Raw genomic sequence first — 17,781 nt, forward strand, 5'->3', positions numbered from 1 at the left:
GGTTTTTTCCAGCATGCCCCACCGGCCACGATGGGCAAAACCGGCCGGGGCCAAGCGCCGCTTTGCAGCGACAAACCCAGGCTAAGCCACTGGCGGCAAACACAATATCCTTTTACCGCATTGTTGAGACTTTCCGCCCGGTTTGCCTTTATTCTCTCTGGTAGCGTTGTTACCAGTATCCCGTAACTTACCGGCATTATTTCCGGAGTGTTCGTCGTCCATACCCCCAATGGAGTCCCCATGCTGAAATGGATCAGCCTGCTTTGCCTGGCCTCTGCCGGCGCCTGCGCCGCCGACACCGGCTTTGACCCCCAGCAGCTTTTTGCGCCCCTGACCCTGCCTCATCAGGCCAATAGCATCCGCGGCGGCAGCGGCCTGCCCGGCAGCAATTTTTGGCAGAACAAGGTCAACTACCAGATAGCCGCCACCATCAACCCGGACCAGCACAGCCTGAGCGGCGAAGAGGTGATTGCCTACACCAACCACAGCCCCGACGCCCTGGACGAGCTGTGGGTGCAGCTGGACCAGAACATCTACCGCCGCGATTCCCGCGCGGCCATGAGCTCTGGCCGTGAGCGCAAGGGCTACACCGACGGCTATCAGCTAAAAGCGGTAGCGTTGGTGTCCGGTGGTAAGGAAGTGCCTCTTCATTACCTGGTAGACGACACCCGGATGCGCATTGACCTGCCCAAGCCCCTGGCGGCCCACGGCGGCACCTTGCAGCTAAAAATCACTTATCAGTACCAGATCCCCGGCACCTGGGGCGGCCGCACCGCCGTGACCCCCAGCAACAACGGCGAGATCTTCGAGATCGCCCAGTGGTTCCCGCGGATGGCGGTCTATGACGACCTGCGCGGCTGGGATACCCAGCCTTATCTGGGCTCCGAGTTCTACCTCGAGTACGGCAATATCGACTATTCGGTGACGGTGCCCTGGGATTATCTGGTGGTAGGCTCAGGCAAGCTGATGAACCCCAAAGAGGTACTGACCACCACCCAGCGCCGCCGCCTTGACCAGGCCGAAAACAGCGACAAAACGGTGTATATCCGCACCCCGGCGGAAGTCACAGACCCGGCCAGCCGCCCCAGCCACAGCGGCACCCAAACCTGGCGCTTTCATATGGAGCACACCCGCGACGTAGCCTTTGCCGCCTCCAAGGCCTTTGTTCTGGACGCCGCCCGCATCAACCTGCCCGGCAACAAGCACTCCCTGGCCATGTCGGCCTACCCGGTAGAAGCGGTGGGCAAGGACAAATGGGACCGCTCCACCGAGTACCTCAAAGGTGCCGTGGAGCACTTTTCCAACAAGTGGTACCCCTACCCCTGGCCGGTGGCGGTTAACCTGGGCGGCCATGGTGCCGGCATGGAATACCCCGGCATCGTCTTTGACGGCATGGACGACAGCGCCGGTTTCCTGTTCTGGATAACCGCCCACGAAATCGGCCACACCTGGTTCCCGATGGTGGTGGGCTCCAACGAGCGCCGCAACGCCTTTATGGACGAAGGCTTTAACACCTTTATCGACGTTTACGCCTCCGACGCCTTTAACGGCGGCGAGTACGGCCCCAAACGCGACAGCGAATACGCTCCCGGTGGCGGCAACCCGGTGGATGAAATTCTGCCTATCCTGGCCGACAAAGAGGCCCCCACCTTGATGGCCCCGGCCGATTCCATCTCCGAGAAATACCGCCATGCCATCAGCTACTTCAAAGGGGCCCTTGGCCTGGTGCTGCTGCGCGAGCAGATTTTGGGGCCAGAGCGGTTCGACAAGGCGTTTCGTCAATACATCGCCACCTGGGCCTACAAACACCCCACCCCGTCAGACTTTTTCAGGATGATGGAAAGCGAAGCCGGTGAAGACTTGAGCTGGTGGTGGCGCGGCTGGTATCTCAACAACTGGCAGCTGGACATGGCCGTCGACAAAGCCGCCTACCAGGATGCCAAAGATCCGGCCAAAGGCCTGAAGGTGACCTTCTCTGCGCACCAAAAGCTGGTGATGCCAGCCACAGTGCGGGTGGACTATAAAGACGGCAGCCACCAGGACATCCGCCTGCCGGTAGAAACCTGGCGCCAACTGGCCAACCCCAGCGTGCTGCTGCCCACCACCAAGGCAGTGGCCAAGGTTACCCTCGACCCTGACCATAAAATCCCCGACGCCAACCGGGCCAATAACAGCCTGACCCTCTGAGCTCATCGAGGTAAACAAGAAGGCGGCCAAAGGCCGCCTTCTTTAGTAGCGAGCAGAGCCTAAGCAGCTCAGGGTGCCTGTACCTTTACTGACCTCAAAGCACCTTAGGTAAAAACAAAAAGGAGGCGATCGCCTCCTTTTTGTTACCTGGCGCCGCCCGCGCGTTACTTCTTCACATTGGGTGGCAAGCGGTGGCAGCACCAGGGTTCGTGGGTAGCGTTGTCGCGGATGTTTTGGTCTACAAAGCGGTAGTAGCCAAAACGGATACCGGCCAGGCCGCGGCGTTTTACGCCAAGGCCAAAGTCGTTAATGGCTTGCTCCAGCGCATCGAGGTTGGCGACGGTGGCGTCGTAACTGAGGGTCAGGCGGTTGCCAGTCAAAGTCACGCTGTTGATGCCAGGCAAGGCGTCCAGCGCTTCGGCGCAATCTCGGGCGGCGGCCTGCTCGCCGCTAACAGTCAGTTTGCGGCGAACCAGATAAGCTTCCCGTACGCCGGGTCTGAGGGTTGTCATCTAAGCCTCCTTAAAACCAGAATCGCACCCCGGCCAGCCATTGGGTTTCGCCGGGGTCTTCGCCTTCGTGGCGGGCCAGATCGGCGGTGTTACCCAGCTTGCGGCTGTATTGCACCCCCACATAGGGGGCGAACTGGCGGGTGATTTCGTAGCGCAGCCGAAGCCCGAGGCTGGCGTCGCTAAAGCCGCTGCCAATGCCGCGCTCAGGGTCGCTTTTCCCGTAAATATTGAGCTCGGCCTTGGGCTGCAGGATAAGCCGCTGGGTCAGTAACAGCTCGTATTCGCTTTCAAAGCGAAGGGCGCTGCGGCCATTGTCGCCAAGATAGGCAGTGACTTCCAAGTCAAACCAATAGGGGGCCAGCCCCTCCACCCCAAAGGCCAGCCACTGGCGGGCAGGGCCCTCGCCGTTGTCGCTGCGCACCCCAAGCTGGGTGTTCCAAAACGGGCTGATGGCATGGTCCCACAAGAGTTCGGTGCGGGCATCTTGAAGGCGCGAGTGGCTGTAGTCGCCCTCGGCTTTCAGTAGCACCCGGTCATAGGTGCCGCCGTACCAGCCTTTGACATCGTAAGCGCCGCTACCGCCGTCGCCCCACTCGAAGGTGTCGGCCAGCAGGTGGGCAAAGTTGTGTTCGTCCCCCATGTGCATGGGGGCGTCTTGGATGGCGTAGGGGCCCTCGCCTTTTTGGTAGCCGTCTGAGTAGGCGTTGGGGTCACGCAGCTCGGCCTGAGGCTGGGGTTTGGCCATGTCCATGTTCATATCGGCAGCCTGGGCCAACAGCGGCAGGGCCAGCAGGCAGAGCAGTTGGGAACTTTTCATCATCACACCACCAGGATCTCGCGGAACATCCCTGCTTCCATATGGAACAGCAGGTGGCAATGCCAGGCCCAGCGGCCGGGGGCATCGGCGTTGACCAGAAAACTCACTCGCTGGGCGGGCTGCACCGGCACCGTGTGCTTGCGCACCACAAAGTTGCCCTGGTCGTCTTCGACTTCACTCCACATGCCGTGCATGTGCATGGGGTGGGTCATCATGGTGTCGTTTTGCAAAATCACCCGCAGCCGCTCGCCCTGGCGAAAATGCACCGGGGTGGATTGGCCAAACTCCAGGCCGTCGAAGGACCAGGTGTAGCGCTCCATATTGCCGGTCAGATGCAGCTCCAGCTCCCGGTCGGGCTCACGTGAGTCCAGCGGCCCGCCGATGGTGGCCAAGTCGGCCAAGGTCAGCACTTTACGGCCATTATTGCGAAGGCCAACCCCTGGGTCGTCAAGGTTGGTGCGGGGGCTGTCGACCCGCATGTCGGTACTGGGGCCAAATTCGGTGCGGGCGTGATGCACGGTTTTAGAGGGCACCGCCAGCGGGCCTTTCATATGCATGCTGTGATCCATGGCCATGCCGTGCATGCTGTGGTCCATACCCTGCATACCGGCCATCTTGCTGTGATCCATACCGGCCATGTTGCCGCTGCCCATGGCCATTTTGCTGTGGTCCATGTTCATGGCGCCATGGTCCATACCGGCCATCTTGCCGTGGTCCATGCCGGCCATATCGCCCATGTGCATGGTGCCCATCATGTCGGTCATGGTCAGCCACTGAGGGTGGTCGGGTTTGGGCACCGGCGCCCGCAGCCCTTCTTTAACCGCCAGGGTGCCAGCGGCGTAGCCGGTTCTGTCCATGGTCTGGGCAAAGAGGGTGTAGGCATCGGCCTTGGGCGACACCTGCACGTCGTAGGTTTCGCCGGGGCCGCAGCGAAACTCATCTACCGTTACCGGCTCCACGTCCTGGCCGTCGGTCTGGATGACGCTGAGTTTGAGGCCGGGAATGCGCACGTCATAAAAGGTGTTGGAGGAGCCGTTGATGATGCGCAGCCTCACCTTTTCGCCGGGTTTGAATAGCCCGGTCCAGTTACCGGCTGGGGTGCGACCGTTGATCAGGAAGGTCATGGAATGACTGCCAAGGTCGGCTAAGTCGGTGGGGCTCATGCGCATCTGGTTCCACATCTTGCGCTTTTCAAGGGCTTGGCCGAGGCCATAGCGGGAGGCGTCTTTGAAAAAATCCCCCGCCGTAGGCTTAATAAAATTGTCGTAGTCGCTTTGCTGCTTGAGCTTGGAAAACAGCGCCATGGGGTCGTCGTCGGTCCAGTCGGCCAGCAGCACTACGTGGTCGCGGTCCGCGCTATAGCGGGGTTTATCCTTGGGCAGCACCACGATGGCGCCGCTCAGGCCCAGCATCTCCTGAAAACCGGTATGGGAGTGGTACCAGTAACTGCCGTTTTGCTGCACCTTGAAGCGGTAAGTGAAGGTCTGGCCCGGGGCAATGCCCTTAAAGCTCAGCCCCGGAACCCCATCCATTTGAAAAGGCAGAATAAAACCATGCCAGTGAATGGAGGTGGGTACCTTGAGGTTGTTGGTCACGTGAATAGTGACTTCGTCCCCTTCCTGCCATACCAGGGTCGGCCCGGGCAAGGAGTCGTTAACGGTAATGGCGGTGCGTTCGCTGCCGGTAAAATTGACCCGCGAGGTGCCAATTTTCAGGTGAAACTCCCGGCCCTTGAGTACCGGGGCGCCGCGGTGGGTTTGCGGCGCTGCCGCCCTGGCCGTGCCGGCTCCCAGGCCAAGCAGCACTCCGCCGGCAACCAGTCCTTGAACAAAACGGCGCCGAGGCAAATTCGGCTTGGAAGATGACATGCTTGGGCCTCCGGCCAGCTTGATGATGCTATCAGCTTAGAGCGCGGCCACTTTCATGGGCATGACCCCTTCATTACAAAGTTGTCATCTTGGGGTAATCTGGCGGTGCGCGGCGCCGGGCTACACTGGCCAAATCAACCACTTCGGAACCTTTATGCGACTTCTGGTTGTAGAAGACGAACACAAAACCGGTGACTACCTGCAAAAGGGCCTGTCCGAGGCCGGTTTTCAGGTGGCGCTGGCCCGCAATGGCCTAGACGGCCATCACCTGGCCATGACCGAAGAATTTGACCTTATCGTGCTGGACGTGATGCTGCCGGACGTGGACGGCTGGCGCATCCTCGCCTCGATAAAAGACGCCGGTAAAACCACCCCGGTGCTGTTTTTAACGGCACGCGACAGCATCGAAGACCGCGTTAAAGGCCTGGAGCTGGGGGCCGACGACTACCTGGTCAAACCCTTTGCCTTTGCCGAGCTCCTGGCCAGGGTGCGCACCTTGCTGCGCCGGGGGGCGGTAAGCCCCAGTAGCGATACCCTGGCCCTTGGCGACCTGGAACTGGATATCGCCAAGCGCCGCGCGGTGCGGGCCGGCCAGCGCATCACCCTTACCAACAAGGAATTTGCCCTGCTGGAGCTGTTGGTTCGCCGCCAGGGCGAGGTGCTGCCGCGCTCGCTGATTGCCTCCCAGGTGTGGGACATGAATTTCGACTCCGACACCAACGTGATTGATGTCGCCATTCGCCGGCTACGGGCCAAGATAGACGACCCCTTCGAGCCCAAGCTTATCCAAACGGTGCGCGGCATGGGCTACAAGCTGGAACTGCCCGATGCTTGAGAGGAGCAAGGCGCCAGCCTCCCTGGCCCGGCGGGTCATGCTGTTGGTGGGGCTCAGCATCATTCTGTGCCTGGGCCTGTTGGGCTGGGTTATCCAGCAGGCCATAGAGCAGCACTTTGCCGACATGGACGGCAACGAGCTCACCAACGCCGCCCAGCCCCTGGCCATGGCCTTACAGAACCAGCCTCCCGACGCCGCCCATCTCGACCGCACCCTGCGCGGCCTTAAAGGTATCTCCTTTACCGTGTTCGGCCCGGCCGATAAGGTGCTGTATCGCACGCCGGGGCCAGATCTTCACTTTCTCGCCGCCCAGGCGCGGGCGCAAATAGACCATCGTCATCTGGCCCGTTTCAGCCAGGGCGACCACAGCTACCGTGGCGCAGCGCTTATCATCGAGGGCAGCCAAGGCCAGCCCTACAAGCTGGCACTGGCCATGAACATCGACATCCACCAGCATTTTCTCACCCACTTCGGCAAAGCCCTATGGGGCATCATGGCGCTGGCGGCCCTTATCACCATACTGGCTGCCAGGCTGGCGGTGCGCTGGGGCCATGCCCCCCTTCGCCGGCTCTCGGCCGACATTCGCGCCATCCGCTCCGATCGGCTATCAAACCGCCTCGACCCGCGCCAGGTGCCGGCAGAACTGGCCGAACTGGTAGCGGCCTTTAACGACATGTTGGGGCGCCTTGAGGATTTATTCGAACGTTTAAGTAACTTCTCTGCCGATATCGCCCATGAGCTGCGCACCCCCATCACCAACTTGAGCACCCAGACCCAGGTGGCCCTGGGCAAGGCCCGCTCGGCCGAGGAATACAAAGAAATTCTCTACTCCAACCTGGAGGAGTTTGAGCGCCTGGCCAAGATGGTGACCGACATGCTGTGGCTGGCCCAAACCGACAACGGCAACATCACCCCAGCTCTTGTGCCCCTGGCACTGGCAGAGGAAGTCAAAGGCCTTTGCGATTACTTCGAGCTACTGGCCGAAGACAAAGGGGTGCGGCTGGTGCTCGAAGGCGGGCCGCTGACGGTGCAGGCTGACCGCCACCTGCTGCGCCGGGCCTTGAGTAACATCATCTCCAATGCCATTCGCCACACCCCGGCCGGGCAAGCGGTCACGATTCGCCTGCACACCGAGGGCAAACGCCATTGGGTAGAGGTCTGCAACCCCGGCAGCCCCATCGCCCCCGAACACCTGCCGCACCTTTTTGAGCGCTTCTACCGGGTTGACCCGGCCCGAGGCCAAGGGGGCGTCGGCCTGGGCCTTGCCATCGTCAAATCCATCGCCCGGCTACACGGCGGCGATGTCACCGTCAGCTCCACTCCCCAGCGCACCTGCTTTAGCCTCTCTTTGCCCTGAGCCCGCCACACCCTTGCAGGCCGACTATTCTGGGTAGTGTCGGGTAGCAGGGACGCGGTACCGACAAGGCAACGGTTAACCAAGGCGAGTCCCAGATGCGACTGACCATCCTGCTGCTATGCGCCGCTGGCCTGATGTGTGGGGTCCAGGGCGCCGAACCGCAACTGCGCGGCAAAACCCTCAACCACCAAGGCCAGTTTGCCGGCCAAACCCTCAGTTACCGCTCGGTGGTGGAGCATTTTAGCCTCACCCCCACCCGCCATGGCCCCCTGACCCTGGTCAGCACCAGTTATATCGCCGAGCAGGCCGGGCGTCAGCGGCCGGTGCTGTTTGTGTTTAACGGCGGCCCGCTGGCGCCGTCCATGTACCTGCACCTGTTGGCGCTGGGGCCAAAACGGCTGGTGCTGGGAGATGACCCCCAGGCCGCGCCGCTTATCAACAACCCCCACAGCCCCTTGGATGTGGCGGATCTGGTGTTCTACGACCCGGCCGGCACCGGCTTTAGCCGTTTTGACGCAGACGCCAATCCAACCGGCTACTTTGCCACCCAAAGCGACGCCGAGGCGCTGCTGGCCTTTATGCGGGCCTGGGTACAACGCCACCGCCGCCAGGGCTCGCCGCTCTATTTGCTGGGCGAGAGCTACGGCAGTATCCGCGCTGTCGAGGCCGCCTTGGCCCTTAGCCACCAGGACCCAAAGCTCCCTCTTAAAGGCCTGTTTTTATTGGGCCAGGCCCTTAATGTCAGCAGTCTTGCCGGGCAAAACCCGCTGCAAGCGGTGAGCGATTTACCCACCCAAAGCGCCCTTGGCTGGTACCACGGCAAGGTCAGTCACCAGGGCCGCACCTTCGAGCAGTTTATGGCGCAAAGCCGCGAGTTTGCCGCCGGGCCGCTATTAAAGGCGCTCTACCTTGGCAACCGGCTGGCAGAGCAAGACCGCCTGGCCCTGGCCAATCGCCTAAGCGCGCTGACCGGCCTGAACACTGCGCTCTATCTCAAAACGGGGCTGAAAGTGGATATGGCTACCTTCAGGGAAAACCTGCTGGCCGATAAAGGGCTGCGCCTTGGCCAAGCCGACGGCCGGGTGACGGCGCCCTTGCAGCAAGACCCCAGCACCGACCCGTCCATGCCCCTTAGCGGCCCGGTTGAAAAGGCTTATCTGGCCTTTGCCCAGGGCTTTTTGGGGCTACGTAAGTTACCGCCCTACCTCACCGACTCGCCGGTAAAAAACCCGGCCCAATGGCACTGGGGGCTGGCGCCTTTTACCAGGCAAGGTTACGAGAGGGATTTGGACGAGCTGATGGCAAGAATGCCCACCCTTAAGCTGGCGCTGGGAGTGGGTTACTTCGATACGCTAACCCCGGTGGGGGCCAGTGAATACCTGCTGCAACAGGCCAGTGGGCCCGCCGCTCAGGGGCGGCTTTATTACTATCAAAGCGGCCATATGAGCTACACCAGCAGCAGCGAGCTGGCGCGTTTTAGCCAGGATCTTCGCCGCTTTATCAGCGGCGATTAGCACTCCTAGGCCACACAGATGCCATCGCGGCCATTGGCCTTTTGCCGGTACAGCGCCAGGTCGGCCAGCTCCATCAGGGCGGCAATGCGACCGGCAGCCCCCGGCACCTGGGTGACAACCCCCATGCTGACGGTCACCATTTGCCCCGAGGGTGAAGCCCGGTGCTCCAGCGCCTGTTGGCGCACCGCCTCTTTGATGCGGTTGGCGATGGTCAACGCGCCCTTGGCCTCGGTCCAGGGCAGAATGCAGGCAAATTCCTCTCCGCCGATACGGGCCAGCAGATCTTGCGGGCGCTGCAAGGTGTGGCGAAACAGCTCGGCCAGTTTGCGCAGGCAGTCATCGCCGGCCTGGTGGCCGTAGCTGTCGTTGTAGAGCTTGAAGTAATCCACATCCAGCATGATAAGCGACAGCGGCGCGTTGTCCCGCTGGCACTGGCGCCATAGCCGCACCAGTTCTTCGTCGAACTTGCGTCTGTTGGCAACCCCGGTCAGGCCATCGAGCATGGCGATGGAGCGCAGCAAGTCGTTCTGGCGCTTCAGGGCCATGTGCGTAGCCACCCGGGCTTTGACGATAACCGGGTTAATGGGCTTGGTGATGAAATCCACAGCGCCCAGTTCAAAGCCCATCACTTCATCGGCTTCGCTGCGCTGGGCGGTAACGAAGATCACCGGGATTTGCGCCGATTGCGGGTCGCTCTTGAGGCGGCGGCACACCTCATAGCCGTCGATGCCGGGCATCATTACGTCCAGCAGCACCAAGTCTGGCTGGGCCCGCTTTACCTGCTCCAGGGCCTCTTCGCCATTGGCCGCCATAAAGATGTCGTACTGCTGGTGAAAGGCCTCGTATAGAAGGCGGATATTGGTGGGCTGGTCGTCCACCACCAGCAAACGCCCACGGGGCAGACTGTTGGCGATCATGCTGGCGATATCAGGCATGAATGCTCCTTGTCAGGTTATTGGCTTAGCAATTGCCGCACTGTGGCCGAGGCCGATTCAAAATCCAGGGATTCCACCTGCTGGTTAAGGGCCTCATAGAGCGGCCCCCTGGCCTCGGCATGGCCCTTGAGCGACGGCAGTTCGCTCAGCACCTTGAGGTTACGCTCGTCTATAAGCCCTTGGATATCCTGCAACAAAACCTTGAGCGGCGCAGCCGTTACTGACGTAGGCTCTGCATCTTCCTCATTGAGGCGGCCAAGGCCGGCAAGCTCTGCGGCCAGTTGCTCGCAGCTGTCGCGAAACTGCTGGTGCAAATGGTCGATGTCGGCCTCGCCGATCAGCTCGTGGATATCGGCAAGGCTCACGTCTCTGGCCTTGAACAGCGCCTCCAGCGCCGCCGCCTGAGCTGCCAGGGCGTTGGCCCCCAGGGTGGCCGCCAGCCCTTTAAGGCTATGCAAAGCGGTGTGGCAAGCGGCCACGTCGTTGTCGGCAAAGCCTTGGCGAAGCGCTCCCAGTAGCGCCAGGCCCTCGGCTTTAAACCGCTCCAGGCTGCGTTTATAAAGCCCCACCTTGCCGCCAAAGCGGCTCAGCACCAGCTCCATGCCCTCCAGGGGTGCACTTTCGGGTTTTGCCACCCCTTGCTGACGGCCGGTGGCGGCCAGCAGCACGGTGATAAGCTGCTCAAAAATAAAAGGTTTACCGACATAATCGTTCATGCCCGCTTGCAGGCATTGCTGGCGGTCAGTGGCGCTGGCGTTGGCGGTCATGGCGATGATGGGCAGGTTGTCGAAGCGCCCGTCGGTGCGGATCATCTGGGTGGCTTCCAGGCCGTCCATCACCGGCATCTGCATATCCATCAACACCGCATCAAAGGTCTGGCGGGCAGCCAGCACTTGGTTGGCGCCCACTTGGCCGTCCTGGGCCAACACCACGGTGGCGCCCTCGCCGGTCAGCAGCTCCTCGGCCACTTCCCGGTTAAGGGCGTTGTCTTCAACCACCAGCAGGGTCAGGCCTTGCAGGCGGCGCTGCTTGGGCACGGCTCTCGCCTGTGGCGCCGGCACTTCGCCGCTCAGGCAAGCCGACACCACAGTGGCCAGCTGCACCGGGGTAACGGGTTTAAGAAGGAAGGTATCAAAAGGGGCATCGCCCTTTTTCTGGGCCTCTAGAAACACCTGCTGGCCGTAGGCGCTCAGCATCACGATGGCCGGGGCCTTATCGCCATAACGCTCGCCAATTTGCTGGGCCACGCTCAGGCCGTCCATCTCCGGCATCCGCCAGTCCAGCAGCACCAATTTAAAGGCATGCTCGGGGCCTTTTTTGAACGCTTTATCCAGCATCGCCAGGGCGTCAATACCACTGGCGACGGCCTTCATCTGCCAGCCAAGATCGGTGCCTAAATCGACTATCAGCTCCCGGGCCACGCTGTTGTCGTCCACCACCAAAATCTTGGGTTGGTCTTTTACGCGCAGCGCCGTCATCGGGCTTTGGTCGGCGATGGGCAGCTCAACGTCAAACCAGAAACGGCTGCCCCGATTGGGGGTACTGTCTAGGCTCAGCTCGCTGCCCATCATCGCCACCAGCCGCTTGCAGATCACCAGGCCAAGGCCTGTGCCGCCAAAACGGCGGGTGGTGGAGGCTTCGGCCTGGGTAAAGCTGTCAAAGATACGCGCCTGCTGCTCCTTGCTGATGCCGATACCGGTGTCCTCGACACAAAAGCGCAGTTTGATATGGTTGCCACCGCGCATCAGCTCGGATACCCGCACCAGCACATGGCCCTGGTCGGTAAATTTAATGGCGTTGCCGGCCAGGTTAATCAGCACCTGTTGTAGGCGCAGGGCATCCCCCACCACCTCTGCAGGCAGGCGGGTGTCGATGTCGTACATCAGCTCCACCGGCTTGCTGCCAAGGTTACCCGACAACACCACGGCCAAATCGCACATCAGCTCTTCGAGGCTGAAGGGGTAAGGGTCCAAATCCAGTTTGCCGGCATCGATTTTTGAAAAGTCGAGAATGTCATTGAGCAGCCCCAGCAGGGATTTAGCCGCCGAGAACGCCTTGTTCACGTAGTCGCCCTGGCGGGGGCTGAGGTTGGTTTGCTGCACCAGTTGCAGCATGCCCAGCACCGCGTTCATGGGGGTACGTATTTCGTGGCTCATATTAGCCAGGAACTGGCCCTTGGCCTTGGCGGCCTGTTCGGCGGCCTGCTTGGCGGTCATCAGGTGCTGCTCAAACTCCTTCTGGCGGCCAATATCCTGGGCCACCATCAGGTAACCCTCGATGTTACGGCGCTCATCGCGAATGGAGGTGACCACCAGGGACACCGGCACCATGGAGCCGTCCTTGCGGTACAAATCCCAGTCGCGGCGCTCGGCAGTCTCCAGCTTGGAGCGATAGACCAGGGTCTCAAACCCCATGACGCTGGTGTGGTACAGGCCATTGAGCATCTTGGCGCGCTCGCTGATTTGCTCATGGTTAAAGAGCTTGAGGGGAGACTGGTCCAGCATCTCGCCATGCTTGTAACCGAGCATCCGCTCGGCGCCGGCGTTGAAGATGGTGACTTGGCCCAGGGTGTCGGTGGCGATAATGGCAAATTCGGAGGCGGCCTTGAGCACGTTGTTGAGCATCACGTTGACGCGGTGGCTCTCGGCTTCGGCGGCTTTGCGGTCGCTGATGTCAGTGCGCAGCGCCACCAGCCGTTCGATGTTGCCGGCACTGTCGTGGAAAGGGGCAATCACGGTATCAAACCAATGCAGCTCGCCGTCTTTGCTGCGGTTGCACACCTCGCCGTGCCAGGCTTTGCCCCCCAGCACCTGCTGCCACATCTGTTGCCAAAAAGCGCTGCTGTGTTCTCCTGACTGCAGCTGCTGATGGTCTTGGCCAAGCAGCTCCTGGCGGCTGTAGCCGGTTTGCTGGCAGAACCTGTCGTTGACATCGATGATAAGGCCCTTGGCATCGGTAGCCGAATACAGCATTTGGGCATTGATGGTGCTAAGCAGCGCCTCGTTCTCACGTAGCGCATCGGCCAGAGCCTGGCGGCTTTCCACCAGTTCGGTCACGTCGTGGATAACCGAATAAAAGCCACGCACTTCTCCTGCCACCACGTCCGGCAGGTAATACACCAAGGCGTGCAGGTCGCCGCTGCCATCGGGCTTGGGGGTGACCCGCTCAAAGGTCTGGGCGATCCCCGCCAGGGCCTGCTCTAGCGCTATTTTATCTTGAGCAAAGCGCTGCGGCCCTAGCAGCTCCATCAGGGTCTTGCCGGGCATCTGGCCGGGTTCGAGGCCAAACCCGTCGTGGTAGGCGCGGTTGGCCACCCGGTTCACCAGTTGCTTATCCCAATAGCCGATCATCGACGGCACCGCGTCCAGCACGGTGCGCAGGGTATTGCGGGCACTGTCGAGCTCGGCGGTGCGTTCGGCGACCTGCCGCTCCAGGCGAATGTTGAATTCCTTTAACTGCCGCTCGGCGGCCTTGTGGTGGCTGATGTCATGAATCAACTTGGCGGCGCCAATCACCTGGCCGTGTCCATCCTTGATGGCGCTGGCGGTTATTGACACCTCGATGGTGCTGCCATCCTTGCGCCGGCGCACCGTTTCGTTGAGGCGCACGGTGTTGTCCTTGGCGACTTGCGCCAGCATCAAGCGGTCTTCATCAATCAGCCCCTCGGGCAACAGCAAGTCAGCCAGGGGCTGGCCCAACACTTCTTCTTCGCTGTAGCCGAACAGCTCGCTGGCCGCTTTGTTCCAATGGATGATGTGGCCATCCAGCGCCTCACCGATGATGGCATCAGAGGAGTTGTCGACAATGGTGGCGGTGCGGGCCCGCTCCATGCTGATGGCGCGCCGACCCCGCAGGTTGGCGGTGAGCGCCATGGCCAGCAGCCCCGCCAGTATGCTGGCCAGGGTACCGACGGTCAGGATGAGGTTGGGTTGCAGTTGGTGCAGCCCCACCACAAAGGCTGGCGAGGCGGCAATATCAAACTCCCAGGTGCGGCCAAACACCGACTCGCGAGATTGCTGCGGGAACAGCCACTGGGTCTTTTGTTGCGGCGAGGTGGCATAAAACTGCACGGCGGCTTTGGGGTCGGTGACATCCCTTAGCGCCAGTTGGAAACGCTCGTCTTTGATGGGAAGGTCAGCCAGCACTTCACTTGTCAGTAGCGGCGCATAGCTCCAGCCAAAGCCCTGCTCGCGCCTTTTGGCAACACTGGTAGGCACCACGGCGCCACGGTAGATAGGCATCAAAATCAAAAATGACTGGGTGGGTGCGCCGGTGGCCTGCACCAAGGTAATGGGGCCGGTCAGCTGCACCGCGCCGGTATCAATGGCGGCCATGGCGGCGGTGCGCCTGTTGGTCTCAGAGGCAATATCCAGCCCCACCGCCTGGACATTGCGGGCCACCGGCTCGATGTACTGGATGATAAAGCGCTCGCCGTCGCGGGGGCTTAATTGGCGCACCGAAAAATCCGGCCAGCCGTCTTTGCGGGCGTTGGCCACAAAAGCGGCCTCATCTGCGGAGCTGACCCGGCGAATAAAACCAAAACCCCGGGCGCCGGGGAATTCGGTGTCTACGTCTCGGGTGGCGCTGTAGCGCAGGAAGACTTTCCGGGAAAGGTTCTCTTCACCGGCCGCCAGGATGGCGCCACGGGCGCCGCGCAAGCCGTATTGGTAGAGGGTGATACGCGCCAGCACCGCATCCTTGATGCGCTGGGCATGCTCCTTGACGGCGTCTTCGGCGCCAGCCCGATTGGCATTGTGCTGGCCCCAGGCCAGCAGCAAGGTCAGCAGCAGGCAGGTAATAAAAGTGATGAAAAACCAGGTGGCAGAGGATCTGCCCCGGATATTGATGCCGTACTTTTGAGATATCGCTGTCTGCAAAGCCAAAATCCCTCCCAGCTATCAGGCCCAATAATGGCGCCACCCAGACGGCGAATGCCAATCCGTTCAGGACCTTAGCTTAGAGGACAACAGCCTGATATACGAGCAGCTAACAGCGCCCCAACAGCCAAAAAGCCGGCTTAATGCCAGCTTTTTGATTCAGACCCCTTCTACCAGCAACACCCGGTAGTCAGCGCCCTTAAAGCGATGGGCCCTGGCTTCGGTGTAGGCCGGGCTGTCATACCAGGCCCTGGCCGCCGCCATGTCGGGGAAGGCCAGCACCACCGCCCCTTCTGCCTCAGGGCCTTCGAGGGTGGTGATATCGCCGTAGAACACCAGGGGCGTGAGGGGATGATCGCCCCGCGCCGCACCAGCTTTTTCGGCGTAAATGGCCATTTCGTCCGGGTCTTTGACCCCGTCTTTGATGAAGATAACGTAGGCGGTCATAGCGTTACTCCACCAGCGCCAGCAGCGCCTTGGCGGTGTCGGCGGAAGAGGCCGGGTTCTGGCCGGTCACCAACAGGCCGTCGGTCTGCACGTATGAGGCCCAATCGTCACCGCGGCTATATTGGCCGCCATTGGCCTTGAGCATGTCTTCAACCAAAAACGGCACCACTTCGGTGAGGCCTACGGCGTCTTCTTCGCTGTTGGTAAAACCGGTGACCTGCTTGCCTTTTACCAGCGGCTGGCCATCGCTGCCTTTAACATGGCGCAGCACGCCCGGGGCATGGCACACCGCCGCCACCGGTTTACCAGCCGCCAGGGTGGCCTCAATCAGGGCGATGGAGTCTTTGTCTTCGGCCAAGTCCCACAGCGGGCCATGGCCGCCAGGATAGAACACCGCGTCAAAGCCGGAAGGGTCGATATCGGCCAGTTTGGCGGTGTTGCCAAGAGCGGCTACAGCGTCGACATCGGCCTTGAAGCGGGTGGTGTCTTCGGTCTGGGCGTCTGGGTCGTCGCTTTTCGGGTCCAGCGGCGGCTCGCCGCCTTTGGGAGACGCCAGGGTGATGTCGGCACCGGCATCTTTAAAGGCGTAATAGGGGGCGGCCAGTTCTTCGAGCCAGAAACCGGTTTTTTTGCCGGTGTTGCCCAGTTGGTCGTGAGAGGTCAATACCATCAGTACTTTCATGTCATTCACTCCTTAGCCTTCGTCACCGACACGGACCACCAATTTGCCGAAGTTCTCCCCTTTGAGGAGCCCCACCAGCAAAGCCGGTGCGTTCTCCAAACCGTCTTTCACTTCTTCACGGTATTGGATACGCCCTTCTTTGAGCCATTGGGACATCTGGGCAGAAAACTCGCCGTAGCGGTGGCCATAGTCGTCAAAAATAATAAAGCCTTGCATGGTGATGCGTTTTTTCAGCAGGGTGCCCATCAGCAGCGGCAGGCGGTCGGGGCCGGCTGGCAGGCTGGTGGCGTTGTACTGGGCAACCAGGCCGCAAAGCGGCACCCGGGCCCCGGTGTTCAGTAGCGGCAGTACGGCGTCGAACACCTTGCCGCCGACGTTCTCAAAGTAGACATCGATGCCAGCCGGGCAGGCGGCTTGCAGCTGGGCCTCAAAATCGGCGCTGCGGTGGTCAATGCAGGCATCAAAACCCAGTTGCTCGGTGGCATAGCGGCATTTGTCTTCGCCGCCAGCCACGCCCACCACCCGCAGCCCCAAAATCTTGCCGATCTGGCCAACGGTAGCGCCAACCGGGCCGGTAGCCGCCGCTACCACCAGAGTCTCGCCAGCTTTGGGTTTACCGATATCCAGCAGCCCCATGTAAGCGGTAAAACCGGGCATACCCATGATGCCGAGGGCATAGGAGGGGTGCCCCGGCTGCTGGCCAAGGTTGGTGAGCATGGCGCCGTCAGACAGGGCATAGTCCTGCCAGCCGGTGTAGCCCAGCACCCAGTCCCCTTCCTTGAAGCCGTCCAGTTTGGAGGCCACCACCCGGCTGACGGCGCCGCCCACCATCAGCTCACCCAGCGCCACCGGCGGTGCGTAGGAAGGGGCGTCGCTCATGCGGCCGCGCATATAAGGGTCGAGGGAGAGATACACGGTGCGCAGCAGCACCTTGCCGTCGGTCACTTCGGGGATGGCACTTTGCTCAAGGCGAAAGTTGTCAGGGCTCGGCTCGCCATGGGGGCGAGACGCCAATACCCATTGCCGGTTAGTGGTGTTCGATTGGGCCATGGAGTTCTCCTGTCGGCTGACGTTTATTGCATTAGACCAGTCGTCTAGTTGCGATGTAAATAAAAGGGCTGCCGGGGCAGCCCTTGGGTTTAGGTTCGGCTCAGCAGCCGCGAGGTGGTGGCCAATGCCGAGGCCAGCGGTTTACCGGTGTGGGTAACCTTGGCCAACATGCTGGCCCCCAGCCACATCTGGTACAAAGCATCGGCCAGCTCGGCCGGGTCGACACTTGGCTCAACGTCGCCTTCTTGCTGGGCAAGGGCGATCTCCCGGGTCAGGCGGGCCAGCAGTTGGCTGGTGCCCTGCTCCAGTACCTGGCGCATGTCTTCAGACAAGTCGCTGACCTCGGCGCCTAATTTCACCACCAGGCAGCGGCCTTGCAGATCGGTCCCGGCTTGGGTATCCACCCAGCGCTGCCAATAATCCATCAGCCGTGACACCGCCGTGCCTTGGTTGCTGTCCAAGAGCTGATTAAGCCCGGTCATATAGAGGCTGAAATAGCGCTCCAAAAGGGCCACCCCAAAGGCTTCCTTGGAACCAAAATAATGGTAGAAGGACCCTTTGGGCACTCCGGAGGAGGTGAGAATTTCGTTTAGTCCCACCGCCGAAAAGCCCCGGCTCCCCATGATCCGCTGGGCGGTATCGAGGATATGGTCTTTTACGTCGCGGTTGGCAGGGATGCTGTTCATGGCGGCTACCTTAA

General features: G+C 61.2%; 13 protein-coding genes. 4 read left to right on the top strand and 9 right to left on the bottom strand.

Annotated elements, in window-relative coordinates:
• Window positions 1-240 precede the first annotated feature (240 nt).
• Window positions 241-2,187, top strand: a complete 1,947-nt coding sequence (locus EDC28_RS13145; protein ID WP_123421918.1) for a M1 family metallopeptidase — start codon at window positions 241-243, stop codon at window positions 2,185-2,187.
• A gap of 164 nt (window positions 2,188-2,351) precedes the next feature.
• Here EDC28_RS13145 and EDC28_RS13150 read toward each other — a convergent pair whose 3' ends face one another.
• The 3 genes from EDC28_RS13150 to EDC28_RS13160 are packed head-to-tail and all read right to left on the bottom strand — an operon-like array spanning window position 2,352 to window position 5,384.
• Window positions 2,352-2,699, bottom strand: a complete 348-nt coding sequence (locus EDC28_RS13150; protein WP_123421919.1) for a heavy-metal-associated domain-containing protein — start codon at window positions 2,697-2,699, stop codon at window positions 2,352-2,354.
• 10 nt (window positions 2,700-2,709) lie between these two features.
• A complete protein-coding gene (locus EDC28_RS13155) occupies window positions 2,710-3,519 on the bottom strand; it encodes a copper resistance protein B (protein WP_211355739.1) in 810 nt (269 codons plus the stop codon).
• Complete coding sequence (locus tag EDC28_RS13160; protein WP_123421920.1) at window positions 3,519-5,384, bottom strand: copper resistance system multicopper oxidase; 1,866 nt, start codon at window positions 5,382-5,384, stop codon at window positions 3,519-3,521. The genes EDC28_RS13155 and EDC28_RS13160 overlap by 1 nt, the downstream gene beginning before the upstream one ends.
• Before the next feature lie 154 nt (window positions 5,385-5,538).
• On the opposite strand from EDC28_RS13160, the gene EDC28_RS13165 reads away from it, so the two are divergent.
• The 3 genes from EDC28_RS13165 (at window position 5,539) to EDC28_RS13175 (ending at window position 9,090) form a co-directional block, all read left to right on the top strand.
• Window positions 5,539-6,219, top strand: coding sequence for a heavy metal response regulator transcription factor (locus EDC28_RS13165; RefSeq protein WP_050660148.1), 681 nt, complete (start codon window positions 5,539-5,541; stop codon window positions 6,217-6,219).
• Window positions 6,212-7,576, top strand: a complete 1,365-nt coding sequence (locus tag EDC28_RS13170; RefSeq protein ID WP_123421921.1) for a heavy metal sensor histidine kinase — start codon at window positions 6,212-6,214, stop codon at window positions 7,574-7,576. The genes EDC28_RS13165 and EDC28_RS13170 overlap by 8 nt, the downstream gene beginning before the upstream one ends.
• 95 nt (window positions 7,577-7,671) lie before the next feature.
• Window positions 7,672-9,090, top strand: coding sequence for a S10 family serine carboxypeptidase-like protein (locus tag EDC28_RS13175; RefSeq protein WP_123421922.1), 1,419 nt, complete (start codon window positions 7,672-7,674; stop codon window positions 9,088-9,090).
• 5 nt (window positions 9,091-9,095) lie between these two features.
• Here the strand turns inward: EDC28_RS13175 and EDC28_RS13180 are convergent, their stop codons facing one another.
• From EDC28_RS13180 to EDC28_RS13205, 6 genes are all read right to left on the bottom strand, one after another.
• Window positions 9,096-10,025, bottom strand: coding sequence for a diguanylate cyclase (locus EDC28_RS13180; protein WP_244946593.1), 930 nt, complete (start codon window positions 10,023-10,025; stop codon window positions 9,096-9,098).
• 17 nt (window positions 10,026-10,042) lie between these two features.
• On the bottom strand, window positions 10,043-14,902 hold the full coding sequence (locus EDC28_RS13185; RefSeq protein ID WP_148049851.1) for a CHASE domain-containing hybrid sensor histidine kinase/response regulator: 4,860 nt from the start codon (window positions 14,900-14,902) through the stop codon (window positions 10,043-10,045).
• 159 nt (window positions 14,903-15,061) lie between these two features.
• Window positions 15,062-15,349, bottom strand: coding sequence for a DUF1330 domain-containing protein (locus EDC28_RS13190; protein WP_123421924.1), 288 nt, complete (start codon window positions 15,347-15,349; stop codon window positions 15,062-15,064).
• Between the two features lie 4 nt (window positions 15,350-15,353).
• Complete coding sequence (locus EDC28_RS13195) at window positions 15,354-16,031, bottom strand: type 1 glutamine amidotransferase domain-containing protein (protein ID WP_050660143.1); 678 nt, start codon at window positions 16,029-16,031, stop codon at window positions 15,354-15,356.
• Window positions 16,032-16,043: 12 nt separating this feature from the next.
• A complete protein-coding gene (locus EDC28_RS13200; protein ID WP_050660142.1) occupies window positions 16,044-17,081 on the bottom strand; it encodes an NADP-dependent oxidoreductase in 1,038 nt (345 codons plus the stop codon).
• Window positions 17,082-17,170: 89 nt separating this feature from the next.
• A complete protein-coding gene (locus tag EDC28_RS13205) occupies window positions 17,171-17,767 on the bottom strand; it encodes a TetR/AcrR family transcriptional regulator (RefSeq protein WP_050660141.1) in 597 nt (198 codons plus the stop codon).
• Between the last annotated feature and the right edge of the window lie 14 nt (window positions 17,768-17,781).

Source organism: Gallaecimonas pentaromativorans, assembly GCF_003751625.1.
GTDB lineage: Bacteria > Pseudomonadota > Gammaproteobacteria > Enterobacterales > Gallaecimonadaceae > Gallaecimonas > Gallaecimonas pentaromativorans.